The 22,216-nt window shown below is 47.3% G+C and carries 19 protein-coding genes; 5 read left to right on the top strand and 14 right to left on the bottom strand.

Going from position 1 to position 22,216, the window contains the following annotated elements; all coding sequences use genetic code 11:
• Positions 1-11 precede the first annotated feature (11 nt).
• The 6 genes from GVJ32_RS06040 to GVJ32_RS06015 all read right to left on the bottom strand — a co-directional run bounded on the left by GVJ32_RS06040 (position 12) and on the right by GVJ32_RS06015 (position 7,126).
• The gene (locus tag GVJ32_RS06040; RefSeq protein ID WP_159239138.1) at positions 12-1,172 is read right to left on the bottom strand and encodes a CDP-glycerol glycerophosphotransferase family protein; all 1,161 of its coding nucleotides are present in this window, start codon (positions 1,170-1,172) and stop codon (positions 12-14) included.
• Complete coding sequence (locus tag GVJ32_RS06035) at positions 1,169-2,782, bottom strand: ATP-binding cassette domain-containing protein (RefSeq protein WP_159239137.1); 1,614 nt, start codon at positions 2,780-2,782, stop codon at positions 1,169-1,171. The genes GVJ32_RS06040 and GVJ32_RS06035 overlap by 4 nt, the downstream gene beginning before the upstream one ends.
• A 169-nt stretch (positions 2,783-2,951) precedes the next feature.
• Complete coding sequence (locus GVJ32_RS06030) at positions 2,952-3,800, bottom strand: glycosyltransferase family 2 protein (protein ID WP_159239136.1); 849 nt, start codon at positions 3,798-3,800, stop codon at positions 2,952-2,954.
• Positions 3,801-3,836: 36 nt separating this feature from the next.
• Entirely contained in the window at positions 3,837-4,637 is an 801-nt protein-coding gene (gene tfpZ / locus GVJ32_RS06025; RefSeq protein WP_159239135.1) for a TfpX/TfpZ family type IV pilin accessory protein, read from the bottom strand.
• Positions 4,638-4,659: 22 nt separating this feature from the next.
• Positions 4,660-6,549, bottom strand: a complete 1,890-nt coding sequence (locus GVJ32_RS06020) for a tetratricopeptide repeat protein (protein ID WP_159239134.1) — start codon at positions 6,547-6,549, stop codon at positions 4,660-4,662.
• An 82-nt stretch (positions 6,550-6,631) separates the two neighbouring features.
• A complete protein-coding gene (locus GVJ32_RS06015) occupies positions 6,632-7,126 on the bottom strand; it encodes a pilin (RefSeq protein ID WP_159239133.1) in 495 nt (164 codons plus the stop codon).
• A gap of 359 nt (positions 7,127-7,485) precedes the next feature.
• Between GVJ32_RS06015 and pilB the strand changes: the two genes are divergently transcribed.
• The 5 genes from pilB (at position 7,486) to GVJ32_RS05990 (ending at position 12,236) form a co-directional block, all read left to right on the top strand.
• Positions 7,486-9,204, top strand: a complete 1,719-nt coding sequence (pilB, locus tag GVJ32_RS06010; protein WP_159239132.1) for a type IV-A pilus assembly ATPase PilB — start codon at positions 7,486-7,488, stop codon at positions 9,202-9,204.
• 2 nt (positions 9,205-9,206) lie between these two features.
• Positions 9,207-10,421 (top strand): type II secretion system F family protein, encoded by a 1,215-nt coding sequence (locus GVJ32_RS06005; RefSeq protein WP_159239131.1) that lies wholly within the window; start codon positions 9,207-9,209, stop codon positions 10,419-10,421.
• A 63-nt stretch (positions 10,422-10,484) separates the two neighbouring features.
• Positions 10,485-11,372, top strand: a complete 888-nt coding sequence (locus tag GVJ32_RS06000; protein ID WP_159239130.1) for a prepilin peptidase — start codon at positions 10,485-10,487, stop codon at positions 11,370-11,372.
• Between the two features lie 42 nt (positions 11,373-11,414).
• Entirely contained in the window at positions 11,415-12,029 is a 615-nt protein-coding gene (coaE, locus tag GVJ32_RS05995; protein ID WP_159239129.1) for a dephospho-CoA kinase, read from the top strand.
• Positions 12,030-12,236 carry a DNA gyrase inhibitor YacG gene (locus GVJ32_RS05990; RefSeq protein ID WP_159239128.1) on the top strand — a complete coding sequence of 69 codons (207 nt, stop codon included), beginning with the start codon at positions 12,030-12,032 and terminating at the stop codon, positions 12,234-12,236.
• Positions 12,237-12,251: 15 nt separating this feature from the next.
• Here GVJ32_RS05990 and mutT read toward each other — a convergent pair whose 3' ends face one another.
• The 8 genes from mutT to GVJ32_RS05950 all read right to left on the bottom strand — a co-directional run bounded on the left by mutT (position 12,252) and on the right by GVJ32_RS05950 (position 22,209).
• A complete protein-coding gene (mutT, locus tag GVJ32_RS05985) occupies positions 12,252-12,686 on the bottom strand; it encodes an 8-oxo-dGTP diphosphatase MutT (protein ID WP_235035059.1) in 435 nt (144 codons plus the stop codon).
• Positions 12,649-13,869: a bifunctional glutamate N-acetyltransferase/amino-acid acetyltransferase ArgJ gene (argJ, locus tag GVJ32_RS05980; protein ID WP_159239126.1), complete on the bottom strand. Its 1,221-nt coding sequence runs from the start codon at positions 13,867-13,869 to the stop codon at positions 12,649-12,651. Before argJ ends, mutT begins: the two co-directional genes overlap by 38 nt.
• 13 nt (positions 13,870-13,882) lie before the next feature.
• Entirely contained in the window at positions 13,883-16,615 is a 2,733-nt protein-coding gene (gene secA / locus GVJ32_RS05975) for a preprotein translocase subunit SecA (RefSeq protein ID WP_159239125.1), read from the bottom strand.
• A 333-nt stretch (positions 16,616-16,948) separates the two neighbouring features.
• Positions 16,949-17,860 carry a UDP-3-O-acyl-N-acetylglucosamine deacetylase gene (lpxC, locus tag GVJ32_RS05970; RefSeq protein WP_159239347.1) on the bottom strand — a complete coding sequence of 304 codons (912 nt, stop codon included), beginning with the start codon at positions 17,858-17,860 and terminating at the stop codon, positions 16,949-16,951.
• Between the two features lie 106 nt (positions 17,861-17,966).
• Positions 17,967-19,124: a cell division protein FtsZ gene (ftsZ, locus tag GVJ32_RS05965; RefSeq protein ID WP_159239124.1), complete on the bottom strand. Its 1,158-nt coding sequence runs from the start codon at positions 19,122-19,124 to the stop codon at positions 17,967-17,969.
• A 59-nt stretch (positions 19,125-19,183) separates the two neighbouring features.
• Complete coding sequence (ftsA, locus tag GVJ32_RS05960; RefSeq protein WP_159239123.1) at positions 19,184-20,413, bottom strand: cell division protein FtsA; 1,230 nt, start codon at positions 20,411-20,413, stop codon at positions 19,184-19,186.
• A 66-nt stretch (positions 20,414-20,479) separates the two neighbouring features.
• The gene (locus GVJ32_RS05955; protein ID WP_159239122.1) at positions 20,480-21,262 is read right to left on the bottom strand and encodes a cell division protein FtsQ/DivIB; all 783 of its coding nucleotides are present in this window, start codon (positions 21,260-21,262) and stop codon (positions 20,480-20,482) included.
• On the bottom strand, positions 21,262-22,209 hold the full coding sequence (locus tag GVJ32_RS05950; RefSeq protein WP_159239121.1) for a D-alanine--D-alanine ligase: 948 nt from the start codon (positions 22,207-22,209) through the stop codon (positions 21,262-21,264). The genes GVJ32_RS05955 and GVJ32_RS05950 overlap by 1 nt, the downstream gene beginning before the upstream one ends.
• Positions 22,210-22,216: the final 7 nt, after the last annotated feature.

Here is a 22,216-nt window from a genome sequence, read left to right as displayed (position 1 = left end):
AAACCAAAAGATTAATAGTGCAGTACACTTACAAGACGCTTACAGGCCCTAATACTACAATTTCCGTCAGCAATATCCCCATATAAACATTCTCTTATAAGCTTCCTTTTTTCCGCTTCGACAGCGTCAACAACATAGAAACTAGACAGCTTTCTTTGTATTCCAAAACTTAGCTCTTCCATATTATTAACGAACACTCCATACCTAAACGTATTATCCAAACTCAACCCTTTGCTAAACGGCGGAGGCACATCCAGACAAATTACCGCCCTATCGAGAAGAAGATAATCAAATACTATCGAAGACCAGTCATATACGAGAACATCTGCTATCATTAATAGCATTTCTGCATCGGGAAAATGCTTGCTTGATGCATTTCGAATATGCGAATAGCCTTTATGTTCATATTCCCAAGAATTCATATGGCGCCGAACAACAATAATGTAACCATTTTTTTGTGCTTCATAATTTAATTTATTTAAAAATTCATCTTCATCTCGACAAAATGGAAATATACTTCTATCTTTATTGTCATGCGCCCAGGTTGGAGCAAAAAGAACAACAGGCGTTTTATCTTGCGGCAGCGATAATTGTTCTCGCAGCTTGCTGATTTCGTGATCGCACTTATTTACCAACCTATCTGTTCTAGCGTATCCAATTATTTTTATTTTATCTCTCTCAAACCCAAACTTATTCTGATATAAATCCGCTATATACGGCGAAGTCACCCAAACTTCATCATATTGACGCTGTACTTTAAAGTCGTCCTTATCAAAGCCTTTGAACGGAATACCATGCCACACATCGACAAACTTGATAGCAGTGAATTTCAGCAATAAAATAAGGCAGTGTAAGCCGTGATCACTAACAATTATCTTTGTACGCACCAAAAGCAGTATCGCATACCAGCTTCCACCCCAGACAACATTCACGCCATCTCTTTTTAACTCTTTGCAGTAATAATAATCCATACTTAAATAGTAGGGATTCAATTCTTCATGATTGTCACTTTCTTTATATATTGCCTTTAAATTGCCGTTGAGCTTATGACCATATAAAACAACTTCACTTGGTGACTTTACAAAAAGACGCAAAATCAAACTAAGCAAAGTATTTAGCGAGAATATGCCTAGCCATAACCAGTGCATCGGCTTGCGCTTATCAATCTTCATGCTTTGCCACGCATAGTAGCCAAACCACCATCCCGAACGCTAACTTCTATACTTTGATAATCACAGGGAAGCTCCGCATCTCTATGACTAACTACAATCAGGCAGCGCTCAGAGAAATATTCTTGAATACTGCTAATTATTTCTCGTGCAGTGGGTACATCCAAGGCTGAAAGTGTTTCATCCAAAAAAACAATTTTAGACCTCTTATATAGGGCCCTTGCCAATAGCACCCTGCATTTCTGCCCACCGGATAGGTTACTGCCACCTTCTGTAATTACGTCACTAGGCAATGTATCTAATCCGCAAATAGTCGATACAAGCTCATAACGCTGACTATCTTTGGTATTCGACCAAGCTGTCACGTTTTCTGCAATGCTCCCCGCCATTAAGTGACCGCCTTGATTAACGTAGGCGATGGAGCTCCACCATTTATCTTTCGATATAGTTGCTAAATCTTCACCGTCAACAAACACAAGACCACGCTGCGGCGCTCTCAAGCCAACCAATATTTCAAGCAGTGTCGTCTTACCTGAACCAGATGGGCCTGATATACGCACTATTCCCTCTAATGTAATCGCAGCATTCAAGCTATTAATTACCCAATCTTTATTATTGTGCGAATAACAAAGATCTCGCACCTCAATACGGTTTGGTGTTAAGTCGCTGAACTCCAGTGTATTTCTTACCGTTTGCTTATCTAATCCCTGCCATTCTTCTTTAACCTTTTGAAAGACCACCAATGCACCGGTTATTTTGCTGACGGCGTGGTATATCTGCTGGGCAGAGGGCAAAATCTTGTAGGCCGCAACAGCAAACAGAGAAATCGTCGTTACGAGCTGATGACTATCACTCGCAGATTTACCTAACTGGTAGGCCGCAATTAGCAATAGGCTCATACCTAGAATTTCTATAAAGTTTCTGGGTACAGTCCCAAGGATTTCAATATTTGCTGTCTTTTTAGACGTCTTACTTTTTATCTCATGAAAATGAGTTGAAAATTTCTTTAATTTTCCGTCAATGTGGATATTTCGGTAGTCTGCAAAACTACCCGATATCATCTGGTTAAGTTGGCGTTGCGACTCGAAGTTGTCGCCGCTCATCCGCTTCAAAGCCTTCTTTATCAACGAATAAATTAGAAAGTAAGCGACGGCAATGCTTAGAACGATGAAAATAGTGATGCGGATATCAAACACCATCAACAATGCCGCAATAACAAACAACTGAATGCTACGCGAGATAATCACGAAGGAAGTGTCGATAATACCCGTTGCTATTTGCTCACTCACCCCGTTTACATTCCGCATAAACTCAGATGCCGGCCGGTCATAAAAAGCTTCGATAGACTGATTCATATAAAAGCCAAAGGCACGTGTAGACATATCTGCACTTATACGCCGTATATAACGCTGCCTTGCAAATATACCCAACGTACTAAAAATTGCGCCCCCCCAAATAAAAGCGATGGCTCCTCCCGTCACTATTATGAGGAATACACTTTTTTCGGGCTGTCCTAAAAAATTAAATAGAGTATTAAGGTAGCCTTTTTGTACAGCTCCTTCGTAGTCGATTAACGCAGTAATTGCCGGAATAATTGCCGCAATACCGACCATATCAGCTATAGACGTAAGCGTTAGCAGTATCGCAACCAACCAGTATTCACGCTGCTGCTTGGGCGACAACAAGGCAAACGCTGATTTAATTTCTGCTAACATCGATTACCTCAGTCAATACCTGTGAATTTCTACGTGATTTACACTAATCGGCTTTGGCGCCAGCTCGCTATTCCTTTTTATACATCAACGCCGTTATTTGCTCTGATATTAATCCCATCATAAAGATCACTACGGCGCCGGTGAACAGCAATGCACTCATATTGGTAAACCTTTCTACTGTCACAAAGGTGTACCCATACCAACCCAACCCCATTAGAAAAAATATTACAGCTGCTGGGGTGAATAGCTTTAATGGTGAATACAAAGTACCAATTTTAAAAATGATGAGTAAAAAGCGCATACCGTCTTTTAATGGCTTGATATGACTTTTCCCTTCACGTTGGGCGGCATGAATCGGCACATACTTTACGGAGTAGCCCGCACGAAAAAATGCCATCGTGCTTGTAGTTGGATATGAGAATCCGTTCGGCAACAGATACAGAAATTCTTTAAATTTACTAGCGCGAACGGCTCGGAAACCTGACGTTAAATCCTCGACCTTGTGCCCTGTCATATAGCTGGCTAATTTATTATAAAAGCCGTTAGCAACGCCCCTTCCAACACTTGCCTGAGAGCCAGACTGGCGCGCCCCCACTACTAAGTCGTAGCCCTCATCTATTCCAGCTAACAATGCCTCAATATCATCTGGGTTATGCTGCCCATCCGCATCCATAAAAACAATAACATCACCGCTTGCAGCCCGAGCACCGGATTTTATGGAAGCACCATTACCTTTTGAATAAGGATGATTAACTACCTTCGCCCCCGCAGCCTCAGCCAAAGTTTGAGTGTCATCATCAGAGCCGTCATTTACAACAATCACTTCAGATCGCGGATAGCGAGCCCTAATAGCCTTAACGACTACGCCAACTGTCGCCGCTTCGTTTTTTGCCGGCAATACAACCGAAAAATTCATACATCTACCATGTGTAATTTACCTTTGCTTACTCAGCTACAGCGGATCTACTTCTAGCCACCCAACTGGTAATGCGGTCTTTTTATCTACTAATGCGGTCCAGAATGCCTTTTGAGCTTGCACCGGCAACCACAGCAAATCGGCTCTATCTCGGCCGATGCTTGCTAACTCTTGCTCCAATAGATGATGACTTTCAGGGTATTTTTCTTCTAATTCATCTAAGGACTTAGCCCTCGCCAACACTTCTGCGACATGAGCGCTTACGGGGCGATAATTTTCAACCACATGCTGCAGATCACGCCCGCCATCTAGTGACGACATAATGAGAGCCATTTGCTTTTCAGGATCGCTTATTCTTTCAACATATACTGTTCTATAACCGCCAAAACTAGCCTTTGGAAAATCCGCGTTACTCCCTTGCTCTATTTCCTGACTAGACAATTCCCCGGCGCTTACAACAACATAGCGATCAGCTGTAAATACTAAAAATACCGGACGCAAATCTACTACCGTTGACATACCATATGCTAATGCCGCGATCTGTATACCAACAACCACCACATAATCACTTACCAGCGTTTTTAATTTTTTTTGTGGATTATATATAACAAAAGATACTAGTGGGCCCAGCAATAAATCACACATCAATACCAATATCAGCAGACTTCCGGCGTCCATCATTTTTGCAAACGGTTCAGGAAACCACTGTTTGAATACTAAATAACTAACAATGCCCGCCACTAATGCCGTCACAACAAAATGCGTAAAAAATGCCTTCAACTTTGCGTACCACACATCCAGCCTCACAATATATAAACTAAACTGGGCTTCACCCATACCCTAGAATACATCGATGCACTCAATTTCCTAGCGCATCCAAATCCCGTTGCCAGCGTCTTAATATTAATGGATTCTTAGTGCGCGGCTTAAGTGTACGCGCCCATTGTAAAAACTCTCTGGCTGCCACTCCGCCCTTGTTCGCCAATAGCAATCGATACAAAACTTGGATCGTTTCTAAATCTGGCTTCTTCTCAAGGCCCTTTTGCATTTCAATCATCGCCGCCTCGGTATCGCCATTAGCTAAATATACATTAGCGCGAATAGCCGACAATCGGTTTGGGTCTGTACCACGACGATGTACTGAATGGCTTTCAATCAAATCGACTAGTTCCAACATATCAGACGACTCCAGCCCGGTGCAGCGACCCTGTAGCTGCAAGCGCATAATCGCCTCTAAGGAGGAAATCGTTAGCAAACTAAAATCGCCTGTTGGGATAGTGCCTCTGACATTATTCATCCAATACCGCCTTGCCTCCTCCCCGCCTGATCTTATATAGCAGCTAGCTCTTAAACCTTGCACAGAAACACTCGTTAGTTTTGGATTTCTATCTAAAGCACCAGCATATAAAGCCAATACCTCATCCACTCGACCAGCATTCATGTATGCTCCAGCCATCAACTGCAATGCGCGAGGCGAATCTGGGTGTTCCTTAGCCCACACTAACAATTGACGGTTTCCCCAGGTAGAGCTGGTCTGCCAGAGTACAAAAACCAAGAAGCACCCATACATTAGGGAAGCCACTATTTTCAAATTAACTGAAACCGAAAGCTGTAAAACGCTAACAACTAAAAGCAGAACAGGCCCAATAATGGGAATATAGTTACGATGCTCAAAATACAAAAACAGGGGAAACAGGCTAGATTCAAGTAAATGGCCAAGCAGATACCAAAGCAAGGCAAATAACAGCAAGGGCTTTTGTCTACGCCAAAGTAGTAACCCCGCCCCCAGCACAGCGCCCCATGCTAATAATGCAAGTTGGACAATTCGGTCTGAAAAATGGCGTATTGGATAGTCGTCGGCAAACGGACTCATATCTGCAAATCTTGGGAGAAATGCTACCCGCAAATACTCCCACAAAATGACCACTTCACTGGCAAGGCGCTCAGAAAGGGTAAACGGCCGATTCCAATATCGCGCCTCGATACTTGGTATACGGCTCACTATATAGGCGAGTAGCAACAGACTTGGCAAACACAAGGCCACTGTAAGGGTTCGGCTATAGGCATCAGATGTATTTACACCGCCGCTAGCACCTTTATCTTTTACAAATAATAAGCAATGCATAGCCAATAGCAGCAAGGGCAGCAACGCACCGTTCTCTTTGGTGAACATTGCCAATAAGGTAGATAGGCCAATACCAATAATTGCAGCTAACAGTCCTAAGCAATTCTGCTCACGCGCCTTTACTCGGGCGTATAAGTAGCTGTGTACGCCAAGTAACATAAACAATGCACTTAGCGACGTCATTCTTTGCACCGCCATTAGCGATGTTGATGCCAGTATTGGAAGCGCACCCCATAGCAAGGACACTATTGGAGCCAGCCAAGTACTTGTGCCAAGCAAAGATGGAGTTTGAATTTGTAAACGACGTATCGCCCAAGCCAATAGGGCAATATTGCTCAAATGGATTGCAATATTAGCACTAAGAAATGGGAGTGGATTATTTGGATAAGCGTCGCCATGAAGTAAGAAACTAGCTAATGCGACAGGGCGCCCTAAAGGGCCGGCGTGGCCGGTAAAAACATAATATACCGCGCTTGGGAAATCTTTAACGAGTAGCAAACCTTCAAAGCTGACTACATCATCAATAAAAAAGATGCCATGAATTCCAGGCCAATACACGACTGCTAGAGCAAGTAATCCAGCAAACATTATTCGTATTATGGTCGCTTGCGATTCTTGTTGCATTGGCTATTATCCGCGCAGTAAAAAAAATAGCCCCAAAAGGGGCTATTTTCTCTCCAAATAATTGGAGAAGGATCAAGTAAACTTAGAACTGACCGCGGCAAGAACCTGGCAGGTATTTTGATTCCATGCTGGTACCATCAGCAGTCAAACCACAACGCCAGCCATATACCGCAACACCGGTATCAGTGTTAGCAATAGGGTTAGTGTCGTCTTTCATTGGCACCAAGGTTACATTTTTACTGGCCGCTGCGCCCAAATCACTCGCAGAACTAGAAGCGACAGTAATTTTACCAGCATTAGTGGTATTGATGGTGGCTACGTATTTTGTTGCATTGGTAGTGGTATCAGTTTGCTCACAACCCCAATCATCAGCGCCCGGCAATGTAGAACCTGAGGTGCTTTGAATAGTTTCTGTAATGCTAGTACGGCACTGTGATGCAGCCAATACAACCTCAGACACTTTTGCGCGAATTGTGTAGTCTTGGTAAGCAGGCAAAGCAACCGCTGCCAAAATACCGATAATCGCGATAACGATCATCAATTCAATCAATGTAAAACCTTGTTGAACTTTTTTCATAATGAACTCCGCTAAATTTTTGATTTCTTCTTGTGATAGAAATCCATCACTGACCGTATAGTTATCAATATTTGTGCCAGCAATTCAGAAGCCATGCACGATATGGCGCAAAAGCGCGACACACGGGGAGCAGGAGCAGTCTTGTCTATTGTTTACATTGCGTCATACAGTCACATCACACAGATATCGGCCCGCACTTACTGACAAAAAACGTCACAAAGTGGCGAAAATTACCCCGATCAACCACTATTACGGCGCGCAAATTTAGCTTCAGCCCATGCCCACTATTCAGTGTAGTGCTTAATCTAATAATAGGCACTATACTGTTTTCATTAGGTTTTTAACGATAAAGTGACGCCATGAATAGCCCAATTACGCCCTTAAACGGACTTGCCAGACGCCTTGTATACGACGAAATTCTCGATGAGGATACCGTCCGCAAAGCGCAAGAGACTGCTCAGAAGGACAAAAAAAGCTTGGTGTCTTATTTAGTCAGCAAGCAACTGGCAGATGGGGTGCAGATAGCTGAAATAGCGGCTGATGAGTTTGGCATCCCCTTTATTGATCTGCGCTCTTATACAACCGAGTTATCTCCGCAAAAGATCATCGACAACAAACTAATTAAGCTTCATAGAACGCTGCCCTTGTGGAAGCGCGGCAAGCGCTTATTTATTGGTATGTCTGACCCGACCAATATCCATGCCCTCGACCAAATCAAATTCCACACCGGCTTAACAACTGAGCCCATCATTGTCGAAGAAGCCGCCTTAAACGCAGCGATTGACACCTATCTTGCTGCGCAAGAGGAGTCGCTCACCGACAGCCTTGGCGATATGGACGGCCTCAATCTAGAAGATTTAGACATTGAGGCGGTGGATGAAGACGGCGGCGGCGAAGTCGACCTAAAAGGTGCCGACGAAGCACCCGTGGTCAAGTTTGTAAATAAAGTACTTTTGGACGCAATACGCGGTGGCGCCTCAGATATACATTTTGAACCCTACGAAAAGACCTACCGAGTGAGGTTCCGCACCGACGGTATTTTGCAGGAAGTCGCCCGCCCGCCGGCGTCTTTGGGCTATCGCCTTGCCGCTCGCTTAAAGGTTATGTCGCAAATGGACATTTCTGAGCGACGAGTTCCGCAGGATGGCCGGATTAAGATGAAGCTGTCTAAAACCCGCGCCATCGACTTCCGTGTAAACACACTGCCCACGCTGTGGGGCGAAAAGGTTGTATTGCGGATACTCGACCCTAGCTCAGCACAAATGGGCATTGATGCACTAGGCTATGAGCCAGCGCAAAAAGACATGTATATGAAAACCCTGAATCAGCCGCAAGGTATGATTCTGGTTACAGGCCCAACTGGCTCTGGTAAAACAGTATCGCTATATACCGGACTTAACATCCTAAATACGCCAGAACGCAACATCTCCACGGCAGAAGACCCGGTAGAGATTAACTTGGAGGGGATTAACCAAGTTCATGTTAACGCTAAAGTTGGGCTTGGTTTCCCCGAAGCACTGCGCTCCTTTCTCCGCCAAGACCCTGACATTATCATGGTTGGTGAGATACGGGATTTAGAAACAGCGGAAATAGCGATCAAGGCCGCACAAACCGGTCACTTAGTTTTATCTACCCTGCACACCAATAGCGCCTCAGAAACCTTAACGCGACTCTTAAATATGGGGGTTCCAGCCTTTAACGTGGCGACCTCGGTCAGTCTGATTATTGCGCAGCGCTTGGCTAGACGTTTGTGTAAAGAATGCGCCATACCCTTAGATGTGCCAAAACACACCTTATTAGAAGAAGGCTTTACAGAAGCACTATTAGAAACGGCAACCGTCATGCACCCCGTCGGCTGTGATCGTTGCAATAACGGCTACAAGGGCCGAGTGGGGATTTACGAAGTAGTTCGCATCACGCCTGATATTTCTCGTATTATTATGGAAAACGGCAATTCAATAGAAATAGCTGCGCAAGCGCAAAAAGAGGGCTTCCCAAATTTGCGGCAATCCGCGCTCCAAAAATGCGCGCAGGGCGTAACCAGCCTTGAAGAAGTAAACCGAGTGACCAAGGACTAATAATGGCTACAACATCCAAAACTCAGGTTTTTGTTTGGCAAGGCGTCGATAAACAGGGCCGTAAAACCCGAGGTGAATTGACAGCGGGCTCTAGCGCCTTGGTAAAAGCCCATTTACGTAAGCAAGGTATTGCTGCCAAGAATGTAAAACGTAAACCTAAACCGCTGTTTAGCAATAAAAAGGCGATCAAGCCCGCCGACATTGCCATATTCACTCGGCAAATGGCTACCATGCTTAAAGCGGGCGTGCCATTAGTACAGAGTTTTGACATTGTCGCAGAAGGCGTCGACAACCCAACAATGCAAGAATTGGTTGTCAATATTAAGAATGAAGTCGCATCGGGTGGCGGCTTTGCTAATGCTTGCGCCAAACACCCAAAGTATTTCGATGATTTATTCTGTAGTTTAATCGCATCTGGCGAACAATCCGGTACGCTTGAAGTGATGCTGGATAGAGTCGCAACTTACAAAGAAAAAACAGAAGCACTAAAAGCAAAAATCAAAAAGGCACTTACCTACCCTATCGCCGTCATGGTCGTCGCGGTAGTCGTAACCGCTATTTTGCTGATTAAAGTTGTACCCACATTCGCAACAACGTTTGAGAGCTTTGGATCCGACCTTCCAGCTTTTACAAAAATGGTTGTCTCCCTCTCCGAGTGGATGCAGGCGAACTGGTATATATTATTAGGCATAACCATTGCCGCAGGATTTGCGTTTAAGACCGCCAGGCAAAAATCAAAAGGATTTTCTGACTGGGTAGATAAGATGACGCTTAAAATACCCGTGATTGGCGACATTGTTTTTAATTCTGTTATCGCACGTTTTTCTAGAACCTTAGCAACGACCTTCGGCGCTGGCGTGCCTCTAGTTGACGCCCTCAACTCAGTTGCCGGAGCGGCAGGTAATGCGGTATATGGCAAGGCGATCATCCAGATTCGCGATGATGTAACTACCGGCCAAACACTCTATTCATCAATTAAGTTCACCAATTTATTCCCCAGTATGTTGTTACAAATGGTCTCGATTGGCGAAGAATCTGGCTCTTTAGATGAGATGTTAGATAAGGTTGCAACGCATTACGAAGAGGCCGTCGATAATGCTGTCGATACGCTAACCGCTTTGCTAGAACCGTTTATTATGTCGATACTTGGGGTGTTAGTTGGCGGCCTGATGATTGCCATGTACCTGCCGATATTTATGCTAGGCTCTGCGATGTAATCTGCCAATAAGGCGGCAGCTACTTAGCAAGCTGAATAAGATCCTCTATTTCTGAGCATGTTTATGAATTTTTTCCTCACCCTTGAAGGCGCGCCCGCGTTTACTATCACCGTTATAGGAATTTTGGGCTTACTACTCGGTAGCTTCTTCAACGTGGTTATTTACCGACTCCCCAAAATGATGGAGGCTAATTGGCGTCAGGAATGCGAATATTTACTTAATGATGAACAAGCCGATTCACCGCCCACACCAGAACCCGAAAAATTTAATTTAGCTGTTCCCAACTCACACTGCCCCGCTTGTAACGCGCCCGTTAAAGCATGGCAAAATATTCCAGTAATAAGTTATGCGCTGCTACGCGGACGTTGTGCCAGTTGCAAAGTGAGTATTAGCCTTCGCTACCCGCTAATAGAGATTATCACCGCACTGCTTAGTATTTTACCGCTACTCATCTTAGGCATCAGCCCTTACGCCTTTGCGATAATTTTATTTAGCTGGCTGCTGCTAATTCTCACGGTGATCGATATCGATCATCAGCTGCTACCCGATCAACTCACTCTGCCACTATTATGGCTGGGACTTCTCTATAACAGCGTCTTTGAACATATTTCGATTACCGACGCACTATGGGGTGCTATGGCGGGCTATATGATTTTATGGAGCGTGTTCTGGCTTTTTAAAATTATTACCGGCAAAGAAGGTATGGGCTACGGTGATTTCAAATTATTGGCGGCGCTAGGTGCATGGCTAGGTTGGCAGTATTTGCCGCTTATTATCTTATTGTCGTCTATTGTTGGTGCGGTTTGTGGCGGTATTATTCTGGCAGCACGCGGCAACTCCACATCGACTCCAATGCCCTTTGGCCCCTATTTGGCCGGCGCCGGCTGGATTGCGGTATTCTGGGGCGATAGTATTATTAACGCTTACTTAGGTATGGCGGGGTTCCGCTAGCCACGCACATCAACTGCACTCAATTTGAAAACCGAAACCACTATGAGCAATTTTATTGTCGGCCTAACCGGCGGTATTGGAAGCGGCAAAACTGCTGTATCGAATCGCTTCGCCAAGCTTGGCGTTGGCATTGTTGATGCCGATGTGATTGCACGGGAAGTCGTCGAACCCCGCACGGATGCACTGGCACAGATAGCCGCGCATTTTGGCCCCCATTTAATACAGAGCGACGGCCATCTTGATCGCGCCGCCCTTAGACAAACTATTTTTTCGGATGCAGATGCCAAGCAATGGCTGGAGTCGCTGCTGCACCCCCTTATTGCAAGCGAAACCGCAAGGCAATTAGCCGCCGTGCAAAGCAGCTATGCGATGTATGTTTCACCTCTACTGGTCGAAGGTAATCAACAAGGATTCTGCCAACGCTTAGTGGTGGTAGATGTTCCGGAGTCTGTTCAGCTTGAACGCACCATGAAACGAGACAGCAATGAACAGGCGCAGGTAGAGCGTATAATTGCCAGCCAAGCCTCCCGTGAGGCACGACTTGCCGCAGCTAGCGATGTAATCGACAACAACTCTGGATTTGCTGACCTAGACGAGCAAATCAGCCAGCTGCATCAACAATTTTTAGTTTTAGCCAGAGACTCTAAGGCCCAATAAATGAGCTATTCAACAACAAAACCGCCCCTCGTTCCCTGCCCAAATTGCGGCACAGAACAAATTTGGGACAGCAACAACACCTTCCGCCCCTTTTGCTCTGCTCGATGTAAAAACAATGATCTAGTAGCGTGGGCAAACGAAGATCACGCCATTCCTGGGCAACCGTTAGAAGACGTATTTAGTGAAGATTTAGACAGAGGCTACTAGGGGCTTAAAGCCCAATTAATCTGCTTTTAACAGCGCATCAATAATCGCAATATTAGCCGCTGGAAATGCGTAATCAGAAAGCAATTTTCGATCAACCCAGCGCAACGGCTGCCCTTCTTTCCCGCTCGGTTCGCCGTCAAAATCAGACACCGTCCACACATCTAGCAAGACCACTTTGTCGCTATAGTCGTGACGTATTTCGATTAGTTGTGCGCAGGACGACGACTGAATAGTAATCCCCAGCTCTTCATGTAACTCACGACCCAGGGCCTCGCAAACGGTTTCACCAGACTCGACCTTGCCACCGGGGAATTCCCATAAGCCACCTTGATGCGCGTCATTGTGGCGACGCGCAATGAGTATCTGGCCCTGCGAATTAAAAATGACTCCGACTGCAACGTGAACCCGTTTACTAGCTGCGGTATTCTGCATTGATCTTGACGTAGTCATAAGAGAAGTCGGTGGTCCATACCGTTTCGGTATGCTGACCGCGATTGAGATTGATACGAATGGAGATTTCAGACTGCTTCATTACCGCTGCGCCTGCGGCTTCGGTATACGTCTCTGCGCGACCGCCGTGTTCAGTAATTAACACGTCATCAAGATGAACGGTTAAGGTCGATACATCTAAGCTTTCCACACCTGCGCGGCCAATCGCTGCCAATATACGCCCCCAGTTTGGGTCACTGGCGAATAGCGCCGTTTTCACGAGAGGTGATTCTGCCACCGCGTAGGCGACTTTCAATGCTTCTGAAACATCTTTTGCGCCGACTACTTCCACCGCTACAAATTTAGTTGCACCTTCGCCGTCACGAACAATAGCGTGGGCTAACTCAAGAAACACCTCGTTGATGGCGTTTTGTAAGCTTTCAAAAACCGGGCCTTCCGCCGCAGTCAGTATTTCACCGCCAGCCTTGCCGGTGGCAACTAGTACGCAGGAGTCATTCGTCGAGGTATCACCGTCAATGGTGATGCGATTAAACGACGCATCAGCTGCCACGTCTAACATGCTTTGCAATACGTTAGGCGCAATCGCCGCGTCTGTAGCGACGTAGCCCAGCATGGTAGCCATATTGGGCTTAATCATGCCGGCGCCTTTAGAGATGCCAGTAATGGTGATCTTACGTCCATCGATCTCAATCTGCCGTGACGTCGCTTTAGGGCGTGTATCGGTAGTCATAATACCGTTGGCAGCGCGCTCCCAGCCGTCAGCTGACAGAGCGTTAAGTGCTGCGGGTAACGCGGCAACTAACTTTTCAATTGGCAGCTTTTCGCCAATGACACCGGTAGAGAACGGAAGAATTTGCTCAGGAGTGACGCCAACTTCCGCGGCCAAGGCAGAGCATGAGGTCACTGCATCCGCCATACCGCTTGCGCCGGTTCCGGCGTTGGCATTGCCGGTATTAATTAATAAATACCGTGGCGAAGCCGCAGCAAGGTGTTTCTTAGAAAGGGTAACGGGCGCGGCACAAAAGGCATTAAGCGTAAACACGCCCGCAACCGAGCTACCTTCTGCAAGTTCAAATACGACGGTATCAATTCGTCCTGGCTTTTTAATGCCGGCACTGGAGACACCGATTCTCACTCCATCTACCGTATGCAGCGTACCTAACTCTCCAGAACCTACCGCCATGCTTGCGTCTTCCTCAGTCTAATTTGCCATGACATTGTTTGTATTTTTTGCCAGAACCACAGGGGCATGCGTCGTTACGACCCACCTTGGGGGCATCGCGCACGAAGGTTTCTGGCTGAGCAGCAGCTTGCGCTGGCTGCTCGTCATCTTCTTCAAGATTTAATCCGCTAGATTCGGCGTGCTGAAACTCCATCGCGCGCTTAGCCTGCTCTTCACGACGCTGCTGCTCTAGAGCTTCTGCATTTTCGTCCTGTTGTAAACGCAGGTGCGACAGAAAGCGAACGACATCGTGCTTAAGCGATTCCAGCATTTGTTGGAATAACTCAAAGGCTTCCCGCTTGTACTCTTGTTTTGGGTTCTTCTGTGCGAAAGCGCGCAAATGAATACCGTGGCGCAGATGATCCATTGTCGCCAAATGCTCTTTCCATAGGGTATCTAATACCTGCAAGAAAATATGACGCTCGATCTTGCGCATGTCTGCACCAACTAGCGCACACTTGCTTTCATACGCTTCATCTACCGCCGCATAAACGCGCTCGTGAATGACCGATTCGTTAACCGAGCGATCTTCATCCAACCATTGCTGAATCGGCAATTTAACTTCAAATTCTGTTTCAATACGAAGCTCTAGGCCACTAATATCCCATTGCTCTTCGAGTGTTTGTGGCGGAATATATTCGTTAATGACATCGCTTACGACATCTGCGCGAATCGCTTTAAGCATCTCACTAATGTCATCAGCTTCTAGCAGCTCATTACGTTGTTGGTAAATAATCTGGCGCTGATCGTTGGCCACATCATCGTATTCAAGCAGCTGTTTACGCATATCGAAGTTGCGACCTTCAACTTTACGCTGCGCTTTTTCGATGGCGTTAGACACCATGCGGTGCTCAATGGCCTCACCTTTCTCTAGACCTAATGCTTGCATAATGCCGCGCACTCGATCTGAGGCGAAGATACGCATTAAGCTATCTTCAAGTGATAGATAAAAACGCGATGCGCCGGGGTCGCCCTGACGGCCTGCACGACCACGCAACTGATTATCTATACGACGCGATTCGTGACGTTCAGTACCGACGATATGAAGACCGCCCGCCTGCATGACTTTTTCGTGACGAATTTTCCACGCTTCGCGCAGTTCGTTAATTATCGCATCGGATGGGTTTTCTAGCTGGGCGATTTCTACATCTACATTACCACCGAGCACGATGTCAGTACCGCGACCCGCCATGTTCGTCGCGATAGTGACAACACCGGGGCGGCCCGCTTGGGCGATAATCTCTGCTTCTTGCTCGTGGTACTTTGCGTTTAGTACTTTGTGCTGAATACCCGCCTTTTGGAAGCGTTGCGACATTTCCTCAGAGGTTTCAATCGACGCGGTACCCACTAAAATCGGCGCACCTAATTCAACAACACTTTTCACGTCATCGACAATCGCGTCGTACTTCTCTTCTTTCGTTAAGTACACCAAATCATTAGAGTCGCGGCGTGCACTCGGTTTATTGGTGGGGATAACCACCACATCCAGACCATAGATCTGACGGAATTCGAAGGCTTCAGTATCTGCTGTACCGGTCATACCGGCGAGCTTTTCAAACTGGCGGAAGTAATTCTGGAAAGTCGTTGAGGCCAGTGTTTGGCTTTCGGCCTGAACAGTCACGCCTTCTTTGGCTTCGATGGCCTGATGCAGACCTTCGGATAAACGGCGGCCAGCCATGGTGCGGCCGGTATGCTCATCAATCAATACAACTTGATCATTCTGAATAATGTATTCCACGTTGTTGTGAAATAACACATGGGCGCGCAATGCCGAATTCACATGGTGCAGCAAATTCAAGTTTCCTGCGGCATAAAGGCTATCGCCTTCATCCAGCAATTTCGCTTGCACTAGCATGTCTTCAACTAACTGGTGGCCCTGCTCCGTTAATTCCACCTGACGCATTTTTTCATCAATGGTGTAATGGCCGTCATCAGCCGGCTTACCCGTTTCATCAACTTCAGCAGGTATTAATGACGGAATAAACAGGTTAATTTGCTTATAGAGCTTGGAGCTATCTTCTGCGGGGCCAGAAATAATCAGTGGTGTACGCGCTTCATCGATGAGTATGGAATCGACTTCATCGATAATTGCGAAATTTAAGCTGCGCTGAAAACGATCGCTAATTGCGAAGGCCATATTATCGCGCAGATAGTCAAAACCAAATTCGTTATTGGTGCCGTAGGTAATATCGGATTGGTAGGCAGCACGCTTCTGCTCGGATTCTTGACCAGAACGAATAATGCCAACCGTCAGGCCCAAAAATTCATAAAGTGGCCGCATCCAATTGGCGTCGCGCTGGGCGAGGTAGTCATTGACCGTGACCACGAACACACCACTACCTTCTAATGCATTAAGATAAACAGCCAAGGTGCCTACAAGGGTTTTACCCTCACCGGTACGCATTTCCGCAATGGTGCCTTCATGCAGGCTGATACCACCGATAAGCTGGACATCAAAATGGCGCATGCCCATAACACGGCGGCTGGCCTCTCGGCAGACAGCAAACGCTTCTGGCAATATTTGATCAAGGGTTTCGCCGCTGTTTAAACGCTGCTTAAACTCGGCGGTTTTCGCCGCAAGCGCTGCATCGTCTAGTGCCGTCAAGCCCTCTTCGAGTGCATTGATCTTAGCGACTACCTTGCGCATCCGCTTGAGTTCGCGGTCGTTTTTACTACCAAAAACTTTCTTTACTACTGCTGTTATCATGATGAATTCGTTACTGTTCCCGGGATTACATCCCTATCATTGATGGCTCTGGCAGATTGTCTAAATTTAAAAGTTTTGGGTCTAAATACATCAGCCCCAAACTATGCGATGAATTTATATCGCCCGCAAAAACCGCACCAAGCTACATTGTCCGAATGAAAATATGATGACGGCCCTGACGTGATGCTCTAAAGAATTCACGCCAAAGTTCGTACTGATTACCCGCAGGCAGGAAATAAACTATACCGTTACACCGAGGCGCAATATCGCATAGATGAGAGAATATTACCATGCTTAGACTGATGCCAGACCAAGCATGATGGAGACAAACCCTTAGGCTAAAGCGGCTGGCGCCATATAGCTGATGGGCGCGTCAGCTGGGTCTTCAAATGTTACCCACTCCCACGCGTCAGTGTCTTTTATGAGCGCACGAAGAGACACATTATTCAGACCGTGCCCCGACTTGTGAGCTTTAAACTCACCAATCAAGCTCGTGCCCAGTAGATACAAATCGCCAATAGCATCCAGGACTTTATGCTTTACAAACTCGTCTTCGTAACGGAGGCCGTCTTCGTTAAGAATACGATATTCATCAACCACAATGGCGTTATCGACACTGCCGCCCTGGGCCAAGCCTTTAGAGCGGAGATATTCGATTTCGTGCATAAAGCCAAATGTCCGTGCACGACTCACTTCTTTAACAAAGGAGGTGCTAGAGAAGTCTAGCTCGGCATGACCAGTCCGGTCTTTAAAGACCGGATGATCAAACTCGATGGTGAAAGAGACTTTAAAGCCGTCAAAAGGGAGGAAACTTGCGACTTTATCGCCATCTGTCACCGTGACCGCGCGCTTAATACGGATAAACTTCTTAGGCGCATTTTGTTCCTCAATCCCGGCAGATTGAATGAGAAATACAAAAGGCCCGGCACTGCCATCCATAATCGGCACTTCAGACGAGCTAACTTCTACATAGGCATTATCAATACCTAAACCAGCCATTGCGGACAATAAATGCTCCACCGTCGATACCCGCACGTCGCCATTCATCAGCGTGGTCGACAAGGTGGTATCACCCACATTTTCAGCATGAGCATGAATTTCAACAACGGGATTTAGGTCGGTACGACGAAATATCACACCAGTATCCACCGGCGCGGGCTTTAACGTCAGATAGACCTTTTCTCCTGAATGCAAACCAATTCCGGTGGCACGGATGGTGTTGCGCAATGTGCGTTGCTTAATCATGTTCATACTCACTCTATGGACCGGACGGCTACATCGCAGAGACGACGTTACTATGTGCTAGCGACAAATCGCTGGCACTTCGCTCTGCTGTACCGGCTACAGCTGGTTAATCGGCTTGGCGCCGCAGAAACGCAGGAATATCGAGATATTCCATGTCTTTATCTGCCATTGGCGCCGGAGCCACATCTCGCGCAACCGCCGCTTGCTGGTTGTTACGCATTACGGTTGGTCGATCTAATTTACGATAGTCCGTTGAACGCGCCTCTACAGGCCGTGACTCAACAACTTTGAGTGGCGCTTCTTGACCAATTCCGTCAAGACCTGTTGCCACTACGGTTACTCGCAATTCATCAACCATATCGGGGTCAATTACCGTTCCGACAACGACTGTTGCGTTCTCAGAAGCGAATTCCTCGATAGTATCCCCGACATCGTTAAACTCGCCTAGGGATAGATCCAAACCTGCGGTAATATTAACCAAAATGCCGCGCGCCCCTTGCAAATTGACATCTTCGAGCAATGGACTCCGAATTGCTGCCTCTGCCGCTTCGCGAGCGCGATTTTCACCCGTGGCAATACCGCTGCCCATCATCGCCATACCCATCTCAGACATCACTGTACGAACGTCTGCAAAGTCGACGTTGATCATACCTGGACGAATAATCAGATCAGCAATACCCTGAACCGCGCCCAACAATACATCGTTTGCGGCCTTAAAGGCATCAAGCAGACTGGTGTTTTTACCTAGCACAGGCAACAACTTTTCGTTTGGAATGGTGATCAATGAGTCCACGTGCTGACGCAACTCCTTCATACCTTCCAACGCAACTGCCATGCGCTTTTTGCCTTCAAACGGGAATGGCTTAGTTACGACAGCCACCGTGAGGATACCCAGCTCTTTTGCCACCTGAGCTACAACAGGTGCCGCGCCAGTACCTGTACCGCCGCCCATACCCGCAGTGATGAACACCATATCAGCACCTTGCAGCGCCTCGGCAATCCGGTCGCGATCTTCCATCGCTGACTGACGGCCAATCTCAGGGTTAGCACCCGCACCCAAACCTTTGGTAATGGTGGTGCCTAACTGCAGCACAGTTTTAGACGATACGTTGGTCAGCGCCTGCGCATCAGTATTAGCGCAGATAAAATCGACGCCATCAACATTACAGGCAATCATGTGCTTAACGGCGTTACCGCCACCACCACCGACACCCACTACTTTAATTACTGCATTTTGTGGAACGTTATCTACTAATTCAAACATGGTTTTTCTCCCTTTTTGCATATTCAACCGCGCTGCCAACGCGACCGCCTATCACTTCGTTAAAAATTATTTTGAACCCACTGTTTCAAATTCGTTAAAAAGCCACCACTGCGAACGCGACCGCGCCCACCATGTTCGGCCTGATGTTTAATGCCGTAATGCAGCAAACCCACACCCGTTGAATAAATTGGGTTGCGGACAATATCCGTTAGGCCCCGCGCATCTTGTGGAACACCTATGCGAACTGGCATATGGAAAATCTCTTCCGCCAGCTCTACGACACCTTCCATTTTGGAAGTGCCACCAGTCAGCACAATGCCTGCGGCGCAGAGGTCTTCGTAACCACTGCGACGAAGCTCTGCCTGTATCAAGGTAAATAACTCGTCATAGCGAGGCTCAACCACCTCCGCCAGTGCTTGCCGAGAAAGCTCACGCGGCGCGCGATCACCCACGCTTGGCACTTTAATCATTTCTCCTTCGCCCGCTAACTGGGTTAACGCACATGCGTATTTGATTTTGATTTCCTCGGCATACTGCGTTGGAGTACGCAGAGCCATGGCAATGTCATTTGTGACTTGATCGCCAGCAATAGGAATAACACCGGTATGACGAATTGCACCATCGGTGAATATCGCGATATCCGTGGTGCCACCGCCTATATCTACCAAGCAAACACCCAGTTCTTTTTCATCATCCGTCAGCACTGCGTAGCTCGACGCCAACTGCTCTAAAATGACGTCTTCAACTTCTAGCCCACAGCGGCGAATACACTTTTCGATGTTCTGTACTGCGTTTACCGCACAAGTCACCAAATGCACCTTGGCCTCAAGGCGCACGCCCGACATACCCAGCGGCTCCTTAATGCCTTCTTGCTCGTCGATCACAAATTCCTGCGGCAAAATATGCAGCACTTTTTGATCGGCAGGAATCGCCACCGCTTGCGCCGCGTCGATAACTCGATCGAGGTCAAGCTGAAACACTTCACGGTCGCGAATAGCGACAATGCCGTGGGAGTTCAAGCTACGAATATGATTGCCGGCGATACCAACGTAGACGCTGTGAATTTCGCATCCCGCCATTAATTCCGCCTCTTCAATCGCACGCTGTATCGAGTGCACAGTGGATTCAATATTCACCACCACGCCTTTCTTCAGGCCTCGCGATGGGTGTGAACCAATGCCGACAATTTCCAGCTTGCCGTCTTCGTTCATCGACCCGACGATAGCCACCACTTTTGAGGTGCCAATATCCAGACCAACAATCATCCGGCTTGCATGTGAACTAGCCATTGCTTTGCTTCTCCCTATTGAGCGATCCGTTCCGCACCGGCAACGCACTTACTTTAGCCATTTACGTTAACTACCTTCCAACTGATGCCAAGACACCGCTAAACCATTGATATAGCGTGTATCTATACGCTTTACCCGTTCAAAATCCGCAGCCAATTGCTGCTTGTAAACCCACATAAAGCGACGCAATTTTTCTAATGGTTCCTGTCGCCCCAGTACTAATACCGCTCCGCCATTTAAGGTGGCGGTCCATGCGCCGCGATCATTCATCTGTAAGCGCTGGAGTACCAAATCTTCATCACCTAGCAACTGACTCATCAAGCGATACTGCCGCATGATTTCAATCGCACTGCCTTCGGGGCCACTCAGCAAAGGCAGATTTGCATCGCTCTGTATTTCTTTTGCCGGCAAAAATATCTTGCCGCGATGATTGAGTAATCCGCCATTACCCCAAACCGCAATTGGCGCTTCCTCAACAATCGTTATCTTTAACTCCCGTGGCCACACTCGCTCAACAATCGCGCGATACACCCAAGGCTCCTGCTCTAATTCACCTTGGATGGCCTCTAAATCTAGGCCGATATAGCCAACCGCCAAATGACTCGTCACTCGGTCAACCAATACCTCTCGGCTGACGTGACGAAAATCACCGGCAAATACCACTCTATCAACCGGGATGGATTCCAATTGGCTGCCCAATCTCTCCACTCCGTATACAAACCCCATCACCGCGGCAACGAGCAAAAGACGATTAAAAATACGCCCCCATTCTCGCGACACCGGCTGACGCTCACCGCGCTCCGGTCTACTGCGTTTAAAGCGATTACTCTTGGCGCTTATCCTTTGCATTACGCGCTGGCATTCCCGTTAATGCTGCCAGCCAAAATTGCCTTCACCAATTGCTCAAAATCTAATCCAGCCTGCTTTGCCGCCATCGGCACCAAGCTGTGATCGGTCATGCCCGGAACGGTATTCACTTCTAACAAGTAGAAACGGCCGTCACTATCACGCATTACATCAACCCGCCCCCAGCCCTGACAGCCCAAACTGTTAAAAGCCGCTAAAGCCAATTCGCTCAGTTCTAATTCTTCAGCCGCACTCAAACCACAGGGACACAGGTAGCGGGTCTCATTGGATAAGTACTTGGCATTAAAATCGTAAAATGCCGCGTCCGTTTCCAACTTAATTGCCGGCAATGCTTTGCCATTTAAAATAGCTACGGTGTACTCGCTACCAACCACCCATTGCTCAGCAAATACCCGCCCGTAGGCCTGAGCATTTTGCCAAGCCGCTTCTAATTCCTGCGCCGTTTCTGCCCGCGCCATACCAATACTAGAACCTTCACAGGCGGGCTTAACGATGACCGAACCCAAGTCCGCAATAATTGCCGCCCAATCGCTGCCCGCAGTGAGCTCAATAAATTTGGGGGTCGACAAACCCAAGCCCAGCCACAGTAATTTGCAGCGGAATTTATCCATCGCTAATGCCGACGCCATTACGCCGCTGCCGGTGTATTTCACTCCAAGGCATTCCAGTGCACCTTGCACCGTGCCGTCTTCGCCACCAGGGCCATGTAGCGCAATAAACACCTGAGTAAAGTCTGCTTTTAAACGCTGCATCCAGCCGTCATCAGCTACGTCTATTTTTTCTACCGCGACGCCTTGACGCTCAAATGCAGCGGCAACTGCAGCGCCGCTTTTTAACGAAATTTCACGCTCCGCCGAGCGGCCGCCATACAACACAGCTAATTTACCGCCGATGGCCTGATTAATATTTGCTACCGTCATATCGCTCATCAGTAAT

The organism is Zhongshania aliphaticivorans (assembly GCF_902705855.1).
GTDB lineage: Bacteria > Pseudomonadota > Gammaproteobacteria > Pseudomonadales > Spongiibacteraceae > Spongiibacter > Spongiibacter aliphaticivorans_B.
The sequence above is the reverse complement of the archived record's forward strand: the minus strand, read 5'-3'. Positions and strand labels throughout refer to the sequence as shown.

Coding starts and splice junctions, on each gene's coding strand:
- tfpZ (WP_159239135.1), bottom strand. CDS start 4,637: ATGGGTGAAGCCCAGTTTAGTTTATATATTGTGAGGCTGGATGTGTGG.
- lpxC (WP_159239347.1), bottom strand. CDS start 17,860: ATGATTAAGCAACGCACATTGCGCAACACCATCCGTGCCACCGGAATT.
- GVJ32_RS05990 (WP_159239128.1), top strand. CDS start 12,030: ATGAGCTATTCAACAACAAAACCGCCCCTCGTTCCCTGCCCAAATTGC.
- pilB (WP_159239132.1), top strand. CDS start 7,486: ATGAATAGCCCAATTACGCCCTTAAACGGACTTGCCAGACGCCTTGTA.
- mutT (WP_235035059.1), bottom strand. CDS start 12,686: ATGACTACGTCAAGATCAATGCAGAATACCGCAGCTAGTAAACGGGTT.
- GVJ32_RS06015 (WP_159239133.1), bottom strand. CDS start 7,126: ATGAAAAAAGTTCAACAAGGTTTTACATTGATTGAATTGATGATCGTT.
- ftsZ (WP_159239124.1), bottom strand. CDS start 19,124: ATGTTTGAATTAGTAGATAACGTTCCACAAAATGCAGTAATTAAAGTA.
- GVJ32_RS06005 (WP_159239131.1), top strand. CDS start 9,207: ATGGCTACAACATCCAAAACTCAGGTTTTTGTTTGGCAAGGCGTCGAT.
- ftsA (WP_159239123.1), bottom strand. CDS start 20,413: ATGGCTAGTTCACATGCAAGCCGGATGATTGTTGGTCTGGATATTGGC.
- GVJ32_RS05950 (WP_159239121.1), bottom strand. CDS start 22,209: ATGAGCGATATGACGGTAGCAAATATTAATCAGGCCATCGGCGGTAAA.
- GVJ32_RS06035 (WP_159239137.1), bottom strand. CDS start 2,782: ATGGTCGGTATTGCGGCAATTATTCCGGCAATTACTGCGTTAATCGAC.
- GVJ32_RS06020 (WP_159239134.1), bottom strand. CDS start 6,549: ATGCAACAAGAATCGCAAGCGACCATAATACGAATAATGTTTGCTGGA.
- GVJ32_RS06030 (WP_159239136.1), bottom strand. CDS start 3,800: ATGAATTTTTCGGTTGTATTGCCGGCAAAAAACGAAGCGGCGACAGTT.
- GVJ32_RS05955 (WP_159239122.1), bottom strand. CDS start 21,262: ATGCAAAGGATAAGCGCCAAGAGTAATCGCTTTAAACGCAGTAGACCG.
- GVJ32_RS06000 (WP_159239130.1), top strand. CDS start 10,485: ATGAATTTTTTCCTCACCCTTGAAGGCGCGCCCGCGTTTACTATCACC.
- argJ (WP_159239126.1), bottom strand. CDS start 13,869: ATGGCGGTAGGTTCTGGAGAGTTAGGTACGCTGCATACGGTAGATGGA.
- secA (WP_159239125.1), bottom strand. CDS start 16,615: ATGATAACAGCAGTAGTAAAGAAAGTTTTTGGTAGTAAAAACGACCGC.
- GVJ32_RS06040 (WP_159239138.1), bottom strand. CDS start 1,172: ATGAAGATTGATAAGCGCAAGCCGATGCACTGGTTATGGCTAGGCATA.
- coaE (WP_159239129.1), top strand. CDS start 11,415: ATGAGCAATTTTATTGTCGGCCTAACCGGCGGTATTGGAAGCGGCAAA.